Origin of the sequence: Nocardia takedensis NBRC 100417 (assembly GCF_000308695.1) — a bacterium.
Classification (GTDB): domain Bacteria; phylum Actinomycetota; class Actinomycetes; order Mycobacteriales; family Mycobacteriaceae; genus Nocardia; species Nocardia takedensis.
In genome coordinates this window covers 79,969-94,452 of the sequence record NZ_BAGG01000009.1, presented here as the reverse complement: position 1 = coordinate 94,452, position 14,484 = coordinate 79,969, and the positions used below count along the sequence as shown (strand labels likewise).

The following is a 14,484-nucleotide window of genomic DNA, read 5'->3' as shown; positions in this document are numbered from 1 at the left end:
TGCAACTCGAGAACGAGAGCTCGAAGGATCGACGCGCGTCCAACTCCGCGCGGGCGACCGCGACGGTCACCACACTCAGCGAGGACGAACTGAGTTCGAGCGCCCAGCGCGAACGCCGCAAGCGCATCCTCGACGCGACGCTGGCGCTGGCCTCCAAGGGCGGCTACGACGCGGTGCAGATGCGCGCGGTTGCCGAACGCGCCGACGTCGCCGTGGGCACCCTCTACCGGTACTTCCCGTCCAAGGTGCACCTGCTGGTCTCGGCGCTCTCGCGCGAATTCGAGCAGATCGAGGGCAAGCGCAAGCCCCTCGCCGGCCAGAGTCCGCGCGAGCGCATGCACCTGCTGCTCACCCAGATCACCCGCAACATGCAGCGCGACCCGCTGCTCACCGAAGCGATGACCAGGGCGTTCATGTTCGCCGACGCCTCCGCCGCCGCCGAGGTCGACCGGGTCGGCAAGGTGATGGACCGGGTCTTCGCCCGCGCGATGAACGACGGTGAACCCACCGAGCGGCAACTCGCGATCGCTCGCGTCATCAGCGATGTGTGGCTGTCGAACCTGGTCGCCTGGCTCACCCGGCGGGCTTCGGCCACCGATGTCGCCGACCGTCTGGAACTGACCGTGGACCTGCTCCTCGGGGATGGTGCCCAGAAATAGCCGGCCGCTGTAGCCGGTCGGGGTTCGCCGCGCGGATGCCCGCGTGACCGCGCACGAGCGCGCGAACGGAGCTACCGTTATAGGTATGCCGCGTTTGCCCGCGGTCGCCGAGCCGACACCGAACCCCGATGTCCGGCAAAGCGACTCACCCCCGGCAGGTCCGCACGGGCGCTCGCGCGTCACGGCGGCGACCCTCGTGCTCCACAGGCGACACGGGGCGATCCGACCGGTGCGCAGGTTACCGGCCGGTTACCTGCGTGTTAACTGGGCAAATTCGGTTCCCGTGTTCGTATTCGCCCGCACGGGGGCCGACGCGCTGCGGTGCGGGGAATACAACACAGTATTGTTTTGCCCGCCCATGGAAAAACTCCTCCGATCACTAGGTTGGATGTGTGAGCGCACAGGATCTGCCAAAGGAACTTCGCCGTGCATTGTCGACGATCGCACGCGAGCCACGGCTGTTGGTCGCCTCGGACTACGACGGGACGTTGGCGCCCATCGTTTCCGACCCCACCAAGGCGTATCCCCACCGGGAATCGGTGAGCGCGTTACGCGCGCTCGCCGGCCTCACCGGAACCACCGCGGCGGTCATTTCCGGCCGCGCGCTGCGGGATCTCGCCGCCCTCTCCCGGCTCCCGGTCGAAGTACAACTCATCGGTAGCCACGGATCGGAATTCGACGTGGGCTTCGTGCACGCGATCGACAACGATGCCAAACAGTTGCTGGCCGAGGTGCAGACCTCGCTGTCGAAGATCGCCGCGGACAATCCGGGCGTCACCGTGGAGGTGAAGCCGGCCAGCGTGGCGCTGCACGTGCGCAACGCGAGTCCCGAGATCGGTTTGCGCGCACTGAAATCCGCCCGCCAAGGACCGGCCTGCTGGGTCGGGGTCCAGGTGACGGAGGGCAAGGCGGTCATCGAACTGGCCGTCATCCCCACCGACAAGGGCACCGCGCTCGACACCATCCGTCATCAGGAAGGCGCGACCGCCGCGGTGTTCTTCGGCGACGACGTCACCGACGAGAAGGCTTTCCGCGTCCTGTCCGGCCCGGATCTGGGCATCAAGGTCGGCGAGGGCGACAGCCTGGCGAAATTCCGGGTCGAGAGCACCGAGGACGTCTCGCGCGCGCTGGCGTTCCTGCTCGACGCGCGCCGCACCTGGCTCGCGGGCGCCAGCGCCCCGCGCATCGAACGTCTGACCATGCTGTCGAGTCCGCGCTCGGTCGCGCTGCTCACCCCCGACGCCACGGTCACCTGGTTCTGCCATCCGGAACCGGATTCGGCGGCGGTGTTCGCGCATCTGCTCGGCGGACCGCAGGCGGGTCATTTCACGATCGCGCCCGAACGTCCCGGGCTGCCGCTGTCGCAGCGCTACGTCGACGGCACCATGACTGTCGAAACCCGCTGGGCCAGTTTGCAGGTGCTCGACTACCTGCCGCACGACGTGGCCCCCAGCCGCACCGATCTGACCCGCGTCATCACCGGTGACGCCAAGGCGGTCGTCACCTTCGCGCCGCGACCGGAATTCGGTCAGGTGCCGGTGAGCATCGAGCACGCGCCCGACGGCCTGAAAGTGTTGGGCACCAACGATCCCACCGTGCTGCGCTCCCCCGGCGTGGTGTGGGAGATCGAGACCGACGGCACCCACGACGTCGCCCGCGCGGTCGTCGATCCCTCCGACGGCCCGATCGTGCTCGAACTGCGCTGCGGCACCAACGATCTCGACGCCGCGCCGAGTTCGGAACTGGACCGCCGCAGGCTGGCCGAACGCTACTGGGCCGACTGGGCGGGCGAACTCGAACTGCCCCCGCTCAAGCCGGATCTGATGAAGCGTTCGGCGCTGACCCTGCGCGGGTTGGTGCACGCGCCCTCCGGTTCGATCCTGGCCGCCGCGACCACCTCGCTGCCCGAGGACATCGGCGGCGTGCGCAACTGGGACTACCGCTACTGCTGGCTGCGCGACGCCTCGCTCACCGCGCAGGCGCTGGTCACCCTGGGGTCGCTGGACGAGGCCGAGGCGTTCCTGGTGTGGGTGCACCGGGTGCTCGAGACCTTGCCCGGCCCCGAGCGTCTGCACCCGCTCTACACCCTCTACGGCGAGACCCTGCCCCCGGAGGCGGTCATCGACCAGTTGCCGGGTTACGCGGGGTCGCGTCCGGTGCGCGTCGGCAACGCGGCCAACATGCAGGTCCAGTTGGACGTGTTCGGCCCGATCGTCGACCTGATCGCCACGCTGGCCCAGGCCCGCGAGCACAAGGGCATCACCGAACCGCGGCACGCGCTGCCCGACGCCGACTGGGAACTGGTGCGCGCCATGGTCTCCGCGGTGCAGCGCCGCTGGACCGAACCCGACCACGGCATCTGGGAGATCCGCGGCAACCCGCGTCACCACGTCTACTCCAAGGTGATGGGCTGGCTGACGGTGGATCGCGCGCTGACCCTGGCCCAGCGGTTCGGCCGCGAGGTCGACCCGGCCTGGACCGCCCTGCGCGACACCATCGCCGAGGAGGTCAAGACCAAGGGCTGGAACGACGACGTGCAGTCCTACACCGCGGCCTACGACGGCACCGACCTGGACGCGGCCACCCTGCACATCGGGTTGAGCGGGCTCATCGATCCCTCCGATCCGCGCTTCGCGGCCACGGTGGTGGCGACCGAGGCGGAACTGCGCAGCGGGTCGACGGTGTACCGGTACCACCACGACGACGGTCTGCCCGGCGGCGAGGGCGGGTTCCACCTGTGCGCGGCCTGGCTGGTCGAGGCGTACCTGCTGATCGGCAAGCGGTCCGACGCCGAGGCGCTGTTCGCCCAGTTGGTCGACGTGGCGGGCCCGACCGGTCTGCTGAGCGAGGAGTACGACCCGGTGGCCGAGCGGTCGCTGGGCAATCATCCCCAGGCCTACAGTCACCTCGGTCTGCTGCGCTGCGCCCAGTTGCTGGGGCAGCCCGCGGAGGCGCTGGTCTGATCGATTCGTGGACGCCGCGTCCGGAGCCGAACGGTTCCGGCGCGGCGTTCGGCGTGTTCGCCCGCGGGGCGCTGGGTGGGCAGCGCGGGGGCGGTACGCGGGCGGTTCTCGATTTGCGCGGCCCTGTTAAAGTAAAACGGTAACGATTTCCATTACGGTCTCGAGCACTTCCGAGGCGCGCACTCCCGGCCCGGTGGCGAGCGCCCGAGGGATGCGCGACCCGGAATCCACCGCACCGCCAGGAGTACCCCGCGTGAGAAGCCGATTCGTCCTGAAGTTCGCCGGAGGCGCCCTCGCCGCGGCCACGGCCCTCGCGCTGACCGGCTGCGGCGCAGGCGACACCTCGGGCAAACCCACCGTGGTCGCCTCGACCAACGTGTGGGGCGATATCGCCGCCGCCGTCGCGGGCCCGGACGCCGAGGTCAGCGCGATCATCACCGATCCCGCCGCCGACCCGCACTCCCACGAGACCTCCGCGGTGGAATCGGCGAAACTCAGCGACGCCGACCTGGTCGTGTTCAACGGCGGCCACTACGACGAATTCATCGAGAAGGCGCTCGACGGCCGCGACACCCGCAGCGTCGAGGCGTTCGCGGTCCGCTCCGACACCGCCGACGACAACGAACACCTCTGGTACGACATCACCACCGTGGCCACCGTCGCCGACCAGATCGCCGCCGCCCTCGGCGAGATCGACGCCGAACACGCCGCCGCCTACGGCGAACGCGCGCTGGCCTTCAAGAACCGCCTGGCCGGCATCACCGCCGTCACCGACCGGATCGCCGCCGAACACCCGGGCGTCCCCGTCGTGCAGACCGAACCGCTGGCCCACTACCTGCTGCTCGACGCCGCCGCCACCGATCGCACCCCGCCCGCCTTCCAGGAGGCGATCGAGCAGGAGACCGACCCGTCGCCCGCCGCCGTGGCCGCCACCCGCGACCTGCTCACCGGCAAGCAGGTGCGCGCGCTGGTCTACAACGTGCAGACCGAGGACAAAGTCACCCGCGACCTGCGCGATCTCGCCGCCGCGAACGGCATCGCCGTCCTCGAGGTGACCGAAACCCTGCCCCCCGGGGTCGATTACATTCAGTGGCAGACCGACAACGCCGAGGCGCTGGCCTCCGCGCTGAAGTAGCCCGCCATGACCGAGCCCGCCACGACCGAGGGAGCCGCGCTGACCGAGCACACCGGACCGGTGGCGGGGCGGGCGGGCGACACCGACGGCGCCGCCGTCCGCCTGGACACCGCCCGACTGTCCTTCGGCGACCGCACCCTGTGGGCCGGTCTCGACCTCGACGTCGCGCCCGGCGAGTTCATCGCGGTTCTCGGCCCCAACGGCTCGGGCAAGACCTCGCTGCTGAAGGTGCTGTTGGGTCAACTGGGCCTCACCTCGGGCAGCGCGTCCATCGCGGGCGCGCCCGCGCGCGCGGGCAACCACGACATCGGCTATATCCCCCAGCAGAAGACCATCGACGCGGGCGTGCAACTGCGCGGGGTCGATCTGGTCGGCCTCGGCGTCGACGGGCACCGCTGGGGTCTCGGGCTGCGTCGGCGCGCCGAACGCAGGCGCAAGGTCGAGGCCGCCATCGCCGACGTCGGCGCGCTGGGGTTCGCCGGGCAGCCGCTGGAATCGCTGTCCGGCGGCGAGCAGCAGCGACTCCGCGTCGCCCAGGCCCTTGTCGGCGACCCGAAGGTGCTGCTCTGCGACGAACCGTTGCTCAGCCTGGACCTGGCCAATCAGCGGTTGGTCGCCGAACTGATCGACCGGCGTCGCCGCACCCACGACACCGCGGTGCTGTTCGTCACCCACGAGATCAACCCGATCCTGCCGCTGGTCGACCGGGTGCTGTACCTGGTCGACGGCGCGTTCCGGATCGGGCGGCCCGAGGAGGTGATGACCTCGGCGGTGCTCTCCGAGCTGTACCGCACCGAGGTCGACGTGCTGCGGGTGCGCGGTCGACTGGTGGTCGTCGGCACCGGCGACACCATGGACGCGCTCGGCGCGTCCGCGGACCGGCACTGCCTGGCCGAACCGGAACCGAGCGGAGTGCGCGGGTGATCGACAAACTCGCCGATGTCCTGTCGAAGATGTTCGACTTCTCGACCACCGCGAACCTGCTCGGCTACGACTTCGTCCAGCAGGCGGTCCTGGCGGCCGCGCTGCTCGGTCTGCTGTCGGGGGTGATCGGTCCGCTGATCATCAGCAGGCAGATGTCGTTCGCGGTGCACGGCACCAGCGAACTGTCGCTGACCGGCGCGGCGGCGGCGCTGCTCGCGGGCATCGGCGTGGGGCTCGGCGCGATCATCGGCTCGGTGGTGGCGGCGGTGCTGTTCGGCGTGCTGGGGACGCGGGCGCGCGAACGCGATTCGGTGATCGCCGTGGTGCTGTCCTTCGGCCTCGGGCTGTCGGTGCTGTTCCTGTGGCTGGGCCCGGAGCGCGCGGGTTCGAAGTTCTCGCTGCTGACCGGTCAGGTCGTCAGTGTCGGCTACAGCGGCCTGGCCCTGTTGGTGACCTGCACGGTGCTGGTGCTGGGCACGCTGGCCGTGGTCTACCGGCCGCTGCTGTTCGCCAGTTCCGATCCGGAGGTGGCGGTGGCGCGCGGTGTTCCGGTGCGCGCGCTCGCATTGGTTTTCGCGGTCATGCTCGGCATCACCGCGGCCTTCGGCGTGCAGATCGTGGGGGCGCTGCTGGTGTTGGCGCTGTTGATCACCCCGGCCGCGGCGGCGGCGCAACTGACCGCGAACCCGGTGCGGGCGACGGTGTTGGCGGTGGTGTTCGCCGAGATCGCGGCGGTGGGCGGCATCCTGCTCTCGCTGGCTCCCGGCGTGCCGGTCTCGACGTTCGTGACCACGCTCTCGTTCTCGATCTACCTGATCTGCCGGGTGGCGCGCCGGGTGCGCACGCGCACCGTCGCAGCGGTCTGAGCTGCGAGAATACTTCCCACAGGGGTCGAAGGTCCTCGGTCGGCACCATTTGAGGGCAGTCGACTTCAGTCGCATGCCCGAGGTTTCGTATGCTCGGAACCAAACGCCGCCGAACGAAGGTGACCCATGATCGACTTCTCGATTCCCGCCGACCTCGCCGCCGAACGCGACCGCGTGCGGCAGTTCGTCATCGACAAGATCATCCCGTTCGAGCGCGACCCCCGGCTGAGCTCGCACGGCCCCACCGACGACCTGCGCCAGGAACTCGTCGAACTCGCGCGCGCGGAGAAACTGCTGACCGTGCAGGCCCCCGAGGAATTCGGCGGACGCGGACTGAGCCACGTCGAACAGGCCGTCATCTACGAGGCCGCGGGCTGGTCCACCCTCGGCCCGGTCGCCATGAACTGTGCCGCGCCCGACGAGGGCAACATGTACCTGCTGTCCAAGATCGCCAACCCCCGGCAGATCGAGGAACACCTCGTCCCGGCGATCAACGGCCACCAGCGCACCGTGTTCGCCATGACCGAACCCGACGGCGCGGGCTCGGACCCCAACCAACTCGCCACCGAAGCCGTCTTCGACGGCGAGAACTTCACCATCAACGGCCGCAAATGGCTGATCACCGGCGCCGACGGCGCGAAGACCTGGATCATCATGGCCCGCGTCGCCCCGAACCCGCACGTCCCCGAGGGCCCGACGCTGTTCCTCACCCACGCCGACCACGACGGCATCGTCATCGAGCGCACCATGAACACCATGGACCGCAACTACGTCGGCGGCCACGGCGTCGTACGGTTCGAGAACCTGGTGCTGCCCAAGGAGTCCCTGCTCGGCGAAACCGGCCAAGCCCTGCGCTACGCCCAGTTGCGCCTGGCCCCGGCCCGCCTGACCCACTGCATGCGCTGGCTCGGCGCCGCCGAACGCGCGCAGAGCATCGCCGTCGACTACGCCCGCACCCGCACCGCCTTCGGCAAGCCGATCGGCGAACACCAGGGTGTGTCGTTCCTGCTCGCCGACAACGAGGTGGCCCTGCACCAGTGCCGCCTGACCATCTGGCACGCCTGCTGGCTGATGGACAACGGCCACAAGGCCAGGCACGAATCCTCGATGGCCAAGTCCTACGTCTCCGAGGAACTGTTCAAGGTCGCCGACCGCTGCGTGCAGGTCCTCGGCGGCATCGGCATCAGCGACGAGACCGTGGTCGAGATGATCTTCCGCGACATGCGCGCCTTCCGCCTCTACGACGGCCCCACCGAGGTCCACAAGTACGCCATCGGCCGCCAGGTGCTGCGCGGCTGATCCCCTACCCCCTATCCCCCCTCGGCCGTCCGAGCCCCGCGCTTCCGCAGGGCCGGGCGGCCGAACCGGTCACCGGATATTGCGGTCCGGAACCATCCGCAAGTCGTTCGATTACCATGCTGGACATGAGTTCGGAACTGCTCGTCGATGTCTCCGCGGGCATCGCCGTGCTCACGCTCAACCGGCCCGCGCAGCAGAACGCCTTCACCCCGGCGATGACCGAGGCGCTCAGCGCCGCCCTGCGCCGCTGCGACACCGAGGACGCGATCCGGGCGGTTGTGATCACCGGCACCCCACCCGCCTTCTGCGCGGGCGCCGACCTGTCCCACCGGGTCGGCGAAGTCAGCGCCACCATCGACCCCGCCCCGTGGCGGGTGCGCAAACCCGTCATCGCCGCCGTCAACGGCCACGCGGTCGGCATCGGACTCGCCCTGGCCCTGCAATGCGACCTGCGCTACGTCGCCCGCGACGCCGTCTACGGCCTGAGCCAGGTCCGCCGCGGCGTCCTCGCCGACGGGTACGCGCACTGGACGCTCCCGCGCCTGGTCGGCATGGCCAACGCCGCCGACATCATGCTCACCGGACGCACCTTCGACGGCGACGAGGCCAAGTCGATGGGGCTGGCCAACAGCTGCCTGGAGGCCGCGGAAGTCCTGCCCACCGCGATCTCGGTGGCCCACGACCTGGTCAACGGCTCGGCGCCGCTCACCGTCGGACTGTCCAAGCGGCTGCTGTGGGAAGGTCTCGGGATGAGCCCCGACATGGTCGGGCGGCTCGAGACCGACCTGAACGCGCACGCCGCCAAGAGCATCGACGGCGACGAGGCGATGGCCGCGTTCCGCGAACGCCGCCAACCCAACTGGACCGGGAGCATCAGCTCGGAATGGCCCGCCTGGGACGGCGGCGCCGAGCGGCCGGTCCTGGACTGAATCGCCGGGTCGGGCCGCTACCGTCGGGTCAAGCGTTGCCGCCCAACACGATCAGCACGAACAGGATCGCCATGACGATCATCAGCACCGTGCCGACCACCCCGAGCACGTAGCCGACCAACACCTGCGCCCGGCCGCCGTAGGCGCCGCCGGACTCCTCGATCTGATCGAGCGCGCGCCTGCCCAGCGCCCACGCCACCGGCCCAAGGATGCCGCAGCACAGGACACTGAGGGCCCCGAGGAACAGCACCGCCGTCGCATTGGGGTGCTCGATAGGCTGCCCGATGGGCTTGTCCGGTATCACCACTCACCGAATTCTACGGGCAGGCACACCCATTTGGCAGCGCCCGCGTCGCTGCGTGTTCACCGGACCGGCGCGCCGGAACTCGCGGCGCGGCGCGCGGGTTGCGTTCGGAGCGAGGTGGTTTCGGCGCGGCCGGACCGCCGCGCCGACGCTCACCCCAGCCTGCGGCGGCGGGCCACCTCGGCCAGCACGACGCCCGCGGCCACCGAGGCGTTCAGCGATTCCACCGGGCCCGCCATCGGAATGCTCAGGATCTCGTCGCAGCTCTCGCGCACCAACCGCGACAGGCCCTTGCCCTCCGAACCGACCACCACGACCGTGGGATCGGAACCGTCGAAATCGTCGAGCGCCGTGTCGCCGCCCGCGTCCAGGCCCACGATCCGATAGCCCTGCTTGGCCCAATCCTTCAGCGTGCGAGTCAGGTTGGTGGCGCGGGCGACCGGAAGCCGGGCCGCCGCGCCCGCGCTGGTGCGCCAGGCCACCGCGGTGACGCTCGCGCTGCGCCGCGACGGGATCACCACGCCGTGCCCGCCGAACGCGGCCACCGAGCGGATCACCGCGCCCAGGTTGCGGGGATCGGAGATATTGTCCAGGGCGACCAGCAGACCGGGTTCACCGCTCGCGCGCACCCGATCGAGCAGATCGTCCGGATGGGCGTATCGGTAGGGCGGCACCTGCAAGGCCACGCCCTGGTGCAAACCGTTGGCGCTCAACCGATCCAGATCCGTGCGCGGCACCTCCAAAATCGAGATGCCGGTGTCGGCGGCCAGTTTCACGCTCTCGCTGAGCCTGTCGTCGTTCTCGGTGCCGACCGCGACGTAGAGGGCCGTCGCGGGCACCTCCGCGCGCAGACACTCCAGCACCGGGTTGCGGCCGAGCACCAACTCGGGACCGTCCTCGGTGCGGCGACCGGCGGGCGGCCGACCCGTCCCGCCCCGCGCGCTCGCGGGACGCGCGGGATTGGCGGCGGCCTTGGCCTTGGCCGCCGCGCGCTTGGCGGCGGGGTGCTTCGTGCGCGCCTCCGCGGGCGGCGTGGCCCCGCGGCCCTCGAGCCCGCGCCTGCGCTTGCCGCCGGACCCGACGACCGCGCCCTTCTTCGACGCGCCCTTGCGAATCGCCCCCCGACGCTGCGAATTCCCTGCCATCAGTTCGCCTTTCCACGGGGGGCCGCCAGCGTCCACTCCGGACCCGCGGCGGTGTCGGTGACCTCGATACCGGCGGCCTGCAACCGGTCGCGGGCCGCGTCGGCGCTGGCCCAGTCCTTCGCCGCGCGCGCCTGCTGACGGCGGTCGAGTTCGGCGCGCACCAGGACGTCGAGCGCGTCCAGGGCCGTCGAGTTGTCCTGCGGGCGGTACCACTGCGGATCCAGCGGGCACACCCCGAAGATGTGCAGCATCCCCCGGACCTGACCGGCCAGTTCCCGTGCCGCGTCGACCGACCCGGACTCCAGCGCCTTGTTGCCCTCGTGCACGACCCGGTGCACCTCGGCCAGCGCGCGCGGCACCGCGAGATCGTCGTCGAGCGCCTCGGCGAACGCGTCGGTCCATTTACCGACCGGAATCTCCCCGACGCGGTCGGCAACCCGGTGCACGAATGCCTCGATCCGCTGATACGAGGCCGCCGCGTCGTGCAACGCCTTGTCGGAATATTCCAGCATCGAGCGATAGTGCGCACTGCCGAGATAGAACCGGAGTTCCACCGCGCGCACTTTTTTCAACACATTCGGAACCGAGAGCACATTGCCCAACGATTTCGACATCTTCTCGCCGCCGAGGGTCACCCATCCGTTGTGCAACCAATAGCGCGCGAATCCATCGCCCGCCGCCTTGGATTGGGCGATTTCGTTCTCGTGGTGCGGAAATACCAGATCCATTCCACCGCAGTGGATATCGAATTCGGGTCCGAGATAGAACTCGGCCATCGCCGAGCACTCCAGATGCCAGCCGGGGCGACCCGGCCCCCAGGGCGAGGGCCAGGTGGGTTCGCCGGGCTTGGCGGCCTTCCACAGCGTGAAATCGCGCGGGTCGCGCTTACCCGATCCGGCGCTCTCGCCCTGGTGGACGTCATCGAGGCGATGCCCCGACAGCGAGCCGTAGTCGGGATAGCTGACCACGTCGAAGTAGACGTTGCCCTCCGAGGCGTAGGCGTGCCCGCGCTCGATGAGCCGCCGCATCATGTCGATCATCTGGGTGATGTGCCCCGTGGCGCGCGGTTCCACCGACGGCGGCAGCACGCCGAGCTGCCGGTAGGCGCGGTCGAAGGCGCGCTCGTAGGTGGCCGCCCACTCCCACCAGGGCCGATCCGCCTCGGCGGCCTTGGTCAGGATCTTGTCCTCGATGTCGGTGACATTGCGGATGAACCACACGTCGAAATCGTGGGCCTGCAACCAGCGCCGCAGGATGTCGAAGGCGACGCCGCTGCGGACGTGACCGATGTGCGGCTCCCCCTGCACGGTGGCGCCACACAGGTACACCGACGCACGGCCGGGGACCAGTGGCGCGAATTCGCGCACGGTCCGCGTGTCGGTGTCAAAGAGGCGCAGAGTCACGGCAGTCGATCCTAGTCGGTGTAGCTGGGGGTTCCCGCCCCGGCTCAGGTCTGCCGAAGCGGGCGCTATGTGCGTTGTTGCAACAATGCCGTGGCGATGGCGGCCACGCCTTCACCGCGTCCGGTGAGGCCGAGCCCGTCGGTGGTGGTGCCCGACACCGAAACCGGTGCGCCGAGCAGTTCACCCAGCACTTTCTGGGCCTCCGCGCGGCGCGGACCGATCTTGGGCCGGTTCCCGATCACCTGTACAGCGGCATTGACGATCTCGAAGCCTTCGCCGTCGAGCAGCGTGCGGACCTCCTCGAGCATCCGCGCCCCGGAGACGTTCGTCCATTCCGGACGGCCGGTTCCGAAGACCGCGCCCACGTCGCCGAGTCCGGCGGCCGAGAGCAGGGCGTCGCACAGGGCGTGTGCGGCGACGTCGCCGTCGGAATGCCCGGCACAACCGTCGGCATCCTCGAACAGCAGCCCCGCCATCCAACATCGGCGACCGGGCTCGATCGGATGGACGTCGCTGCCGATCCCCACGCGCATGGTCACGACAGCGGCCCGATCGGTGCGGGCGCGAGCCTGGCGAGCATGGTCTCGGCCAGGGTGAGGTCCAACGCGGTGGTGATCTTGAAGGCCAGCGGGTCGCCGGGGACGGTGCGCACCGGCGCGCCGAGCAGTTCGACCAGGCCCGCGTCGTCGGTGGCGGGGACGTCGGTGGCGTAGGCGGTGCGCAGCAGATCCGCGGCGAATCCCTGCGGCGTCTGGATGGCCCGCAGTCCCGAGCGGGCGGGGGTGCCGGTGACGACGCCGTGCGCGTCCACCGACTTGATGGTGTCGACCACCGGGAGCGCCGGCACCACGGCGGGGTGCCCGGCGCGCAGTTCGGCGGCGACCTCGGCGACGAGCCGGGGCGGCGTGAGCGCCCGCGCGGCGTCGTGCACGAGGAAATGGGTGGCCTCGGGCGCGGCGGCGATACCGGCGCGCACCGAATCGGTGCGCTCCGCGCCGCCGACGACGATCTGCACGGTGTCCGCGGGGGTGACGGAGGAACCGGGCAGCAGGGCCAGAGCTGTCTCGACCAGATCGGCGGGGACCATGACGATGATCCGGTCGACGGCTCCCGAGGCGATCAAGCCGTCCACGGCGAGCCGAACCATGGCCGTGCCGCCGACCTCGACGAACGCCTTGGGAGCGTGAGCGCCCAGCCGAACGCCGCGACCGGCGGCAGGTACCAGGGCAACGACCGCGAGGCCGTTGTCGAGATGGTTGTCCACGGTCAGGAAGCCGCGGCGAGGACCTCGTCGAGGAGCGTCTCGGCCTTGCCGTCGTCGGTGCCCTCCGCGAGCGCGAGTTCACCGACGAGGATCTGACGAGCCTTGGCGAGCATCCGCTTCTCGCCCGCGGACAGACCGCGATCCTGCTCCCGACGCCACAGGTCACGGACGACCTCGGCCACCTTGTTCACATCGCCGGAGGCCAGCTTCTCCAGATTGGCCTTGTAGCGACGCGACCAGTTGGTCGGCTCCTCGGTGTGCGGCGCGCGCAGCACCTGGAAGACTCGATCGAGACCCTCCTGGCCGACGACGTCACGAACGCCGACGTATTCGGCGTTCTCCGCGGGAACCCGAACAGTGAGGTCACCCTGGGCGACCTTCAGGACCAGATACTCTTTTTGCTCACCCTTGATGGTGCGAGTCTCGATTGCTTCGATCAGCGCCGCTCCGTGGTGGGGGTAAACGACGGTGTCTCCGACCTTAAAAATCATGTGTCCCGTGCCCCTTTCGATGTTCACAGTTTAACATGCGACTCGATAACGGCGCGATCAACGGTGCAGGTCAGGGCCACAACGAGACAACCACCGGGGTTGACAGAACCAGCCATGTGTGCATTACGTTGTCCCGGAACACCCTTTCGACCCGCATGATCAGGGGTCCGAGCAAGATCGGAATCCCAGCACTCGACCGGCAATCGGTAAAGCCCCCCGAAAACCGTTATGCAATGGTTGTCAACGACGACGGAGGTCGGCGACACGCACGGCTGCGCCCACCCGGCGATGTCGCGACGAGTAGTGACTACTACGCTGCCTAGTTACTACTCTCCGTAGCGGAGTACGCCGGTCGACATGGAGGACAACCCGTGACTGCCCTGAATCCTGTGACAGCCTCGTCGGGGGCGCGGACGCGACGTCGTCTGGCCATGGTCGCCGCACTGGCCGCGGGCGCGGCGCTCGCCGTCTCCGGATGCAGCGCAGGCCAGATCTCGCAGACCGCCGACCAGGTCGCCGCCGTCAACGGCAGCAGCGCCGACTCCGACCGGATCGCGCTGCGCAACGTCCACATCGTGTACCCCGGCCAGGGCTACACCAACGTCAAGGGCGGCAACGCGCTGGTCGCGCTGTCGATCATCAACACCGGCGAAGCCGATCCCGACACGCTGGTCGGCGTCAGCAGCGATCTGGGCCAGGTCAAGCTGACCCCCGCCGAGGGCACGTCCAAGATCGTCATCGGCCCGCAGCAGACCGTCGTCGCGGCCTCCCCCGCCGTCGAGGTCAAGGCCGACAGCCACGGTGATTCGCACGGCGCGCCGACCGGTGCGGCCCCGGCGCCCGCGGCGACCGATCCGGAACTGAAGCCGATCAAGATCGAGATCACCAACCTCACCCGCGACATCACCCCGGGCCTGACCTACGTCGTGCAGTTCGATTTCGAGCGCAACGGCACCGTCAAGGTCGAGGTCCCGGTGGACGCGGGCATCGCCACCGACCGGCACGAGTCCGACAAGTCCGGCCCGGCCCCCGAGGGCAGCGGACACTGAGTCACCGGGGCGGTCCCGCACCGCCCCGCACGAACCGCGCAAGGCTGCCGCAC

General features: G+C 69.7%; 14 protein-coding genes. 8 read left to right on the top strand and 6 right to left on the bottom strand.

From position 1 onward, the window contains the following. Nucleotides 1–89 precede the first annotated feature (89 nt). The 7 genes from kstR to ON30_RS02355 all read left to right on the top strand — a co-directional run bounded on the left by kstR (nucleotide 90) and on the right by ON30_RS02355 (nucleotide 8,775). Nucleotides 90–659, top strand: coding sequence for a cholesterol catabolism transcriptional regulator KstR (kstR, locus tag ON30_RS02385; RefSeq protein ID WP_245553914.1), 570 nt, complete (start codon nucleotides 90–92; stop codon nucleotides 657–659). Between the two features lie 392 nt (nucleotides 660–1,051). Then, complete coding sequence (otsB, locus tag ON30_RS02380; RefSeq protein WP_040703780.1) at nucleotides 1,052–3,622, top strand: trehalose-phosphatase; 2,571 nt, start codon at nucleotides 1,052–1,054, stop codon at nucleotides 3,620–3,622. Between the two features lie 211 nt (nucleotides 3,623–3,833). Continuing rightward, the gene (locus ON30_RS02375; protein ID WP_083911090.1) at nucleotides 3,834–4,757 is read left to right on the top strand and encodes a metal ABC transporter solute-binding protein, Zn/Mn family; all 924 of its coding nucleotides are present in this window, start codon (nucleotides 3,834–3,836) and stop codon (nucleotides 4,755–4,757) included. 6 nt (nucleotides 4,758–4,763) lie between these two features. After that, a complete protein-coding gene (locus ON30_RS02370; protein WP_083911089.1) occupies nucleotides 4,764–5,681 on the top strand; it encodes a metal ABC transporter ATP-binding protein in 918 nt (305 codons plus the stop codon). A gap of 29 nt (nucleotides 5,682–5,710) precedes the next feature. Next, the gene (locus tag ON30_RS02365) at nucleotides 5,711–6,547 is read left to right on the top strand and encodes a metal ABC transporter permease (protein WP_373282477.1); all 837 of its coding nucleotides are present in this window, start codon (nucleotides 5,711–5,713) and stop codon (nucleotides 6,545–6,547) included. 126 nt (nucleotides 6,548–6,673) lie between these two features. Then, the gene (locus ON30_RS02360; protein WP_040703777.1) at nucleotides 6,674–7,846 is read left to right on the top strand and encodes an acyl-CoA dehydrogenase family protein; all 1,173 of its coding nucleotides are present in this window, start codon (nucleotides 6,674–6,676) and stop codon (nucleotides 7,844–7,846) included. A gap of 125 nt (nucleotides 7,847–7,971) precedes the next feature. Continuing rightward, nucleotides 7,972–8,775, top strand: a complete 804-nt coding sequence (locus ON30_RS02355) for an enoyl-CoA hydratase/isomerase family protein (RefSeq protein WP_040703899.1) — start codon at nucleotides 7,972–7,974, stop codon at nucleotides 8,773–8,775. Nucleotides 8,776–8,803: 28 nt separating this feature from the next. Here ON30_RS02355 and ON30_RS02350 read toward each other — a convergent pair whose 3' ends face one another. From ON30_RS02350 to carD, 6 genes are all read right to left on the bottom strand, one after another. Continuing rightward, nucleotides 8,804–9,082 carry a DUF4190 domain-containing protein gene (locus tag ON30_RS02350; protein WP_040703776.1) on the bottom strand — a complete coding sequence of 93 codons (279 nt, stop codon included), beginning with the start codon at nucleotides 9,080–9,082 and terminating at the stop codon, nucleotides 8,804–8,806. 149 nt (nucleotides 9,083–9,231) lie between these two features. After that, complete coding sequence (gene rlmB, locus ON30_RS02345) at nucleotides 9,232–10,224, bottom strand: 23S rRNA (guanosine(2251)-2'-O)-methyltransferase RlmB (protein WP_040703897.1); 993 nt, start codon at nucleotides 10,222–10,224, stop codon at nucleotides 9,232–9,234. Continuing rightward, nucleotides 10,224–11,627, bottom strand: a complete 1,404-nt coding sequence (gene cysS / locus ON30_RS02340) for a cysteine--tRNA ligase (protein ID WP_040703774.1) — start codon at nucleotides 11,625–11,627, stop codon at nucleotides 10,224–10,226. Before cysS ends, rlmB begins: the two co-directional genes overlap by 1 nt. A gap of 65 nt (nucleotides 11,628–11,692) precedes the next feature. Beyond that, the gene (gene ispF / locus ON30_RS02335) at nucleotides 11,693–12,160 is read right to left on the bottom strand and encodes a 2-C-methyl-D-erythritol 2,4-cyclodiphosphate synthase (RefSeq protein WP_040703773.1); all 468 of its coding nucleotides are present in this window, start codon (nucleotides 12,158–12,160) and stop codon (nucleotides 11,693–11,695) included. 2 nt (nucleotides 12,161–12,162) lie between these two features. After that, nucleotides 12,163–12,891: a 2-C-methyl-D-erythritol 4-phosphate cytidylyltransferase gene (gene ispD / locus ON30_RS02330; protein WP_040703772.1), complete on the bottom strand. Its 729-nt coding sequence runs from the start codon at nucleotides 12,889–12,891 to the stop codon at nucleotides 12,163–12,165. A gap of 2 nt (nucleotides 12,892–12,893) precedes the next feature. Further along, nucleotides 12,894–13,382 carry an RNA polymerase-binding transcription factor CarD gene (carD, locus tag ON30_RS02325; protein ID WP_011206964.1) on the bottom strand — a complete coding sequence of 163 codons (489 nt, stop codon included), beginning with the start codon at nucleotides 13,380–13,382 and terminating at the stop codon, nucleotides 12,894–12,896. 389 nt (nucleotides 13,383–13,771) lie between these two features. Between carD and ON30_RS02320 the strand changes: the two genes are divergently transcribed. Continuing rightward, a complete protein-coding gene (locus tag ON30_RS02320) occupies nucleotides 13,772–14,431 on the top strand; it encodes a copper chaperone PCu(A)C domain-containing protein (RefSeq protein ID WP_040703771.1) in 660 nt (219 codons plus the stop codon). Nucleotides 14,432–14,484 lie beyond the last annotated feature (53 nt).

Bases quoted from the DNA above. Each gene is read 5' to 3' on its own strand.
- ON30_RS02375 (WP_083911090.1), top strand. From the start codon at position 3,834: ATGCGCGACCCGGAATCCACCGCACCGCCAGGAGTACCCCGCGTGAGA.
- ON30_RS02370 (WP_083911089.1), top strand. From the start codon at position 4,764: ATGACCGAGCCCGCCACGACCGAGGGAGCCGCGCTGACCGAGCACACC.
- ON30_RS02365 (WP_373282477.1), top strand. From the start codon at position 5,711: ATGTTCGACTTCTCGACCACCGCGAACCTGCTCGGCTACGACTTCGTC.
- ON30_RS02360 (WP_040703777.1), top strand. From the start codon at position 6,674: ATGATCGACTTCTCGATTCCCGCCGACCTCGCCGCCGAACGCGACCGC.
- ON30_RS02355 (WP_040703899.1), top strand. From the start codon at position 7,972: ATGAGTTCGGAACTGCTCGTCGATGTCTCCGCGGGCATCGCCGTGCTC.
- rlmB (WP_040703897.1), bottom strand. From the start codon at position 10,224: ATGGCAGGGAATTCGCAGCGTCGGGGGGCGATTCGCAAGGGCGCGTCG.
- ispF (WP_040703773.1), bottom strand. From the start codon at position 12,160: ATGCGCGTGGGGATCGGCAGCGACGTCCATCCGATCGAGCCCGGTCGC.
- carD (WP_011206964.1), bottom strand. From the start codon at position 13,382: ATGATTTTTAAGGTCGGAGACACCGTCGTTTACCCCCACCACGGAGCG.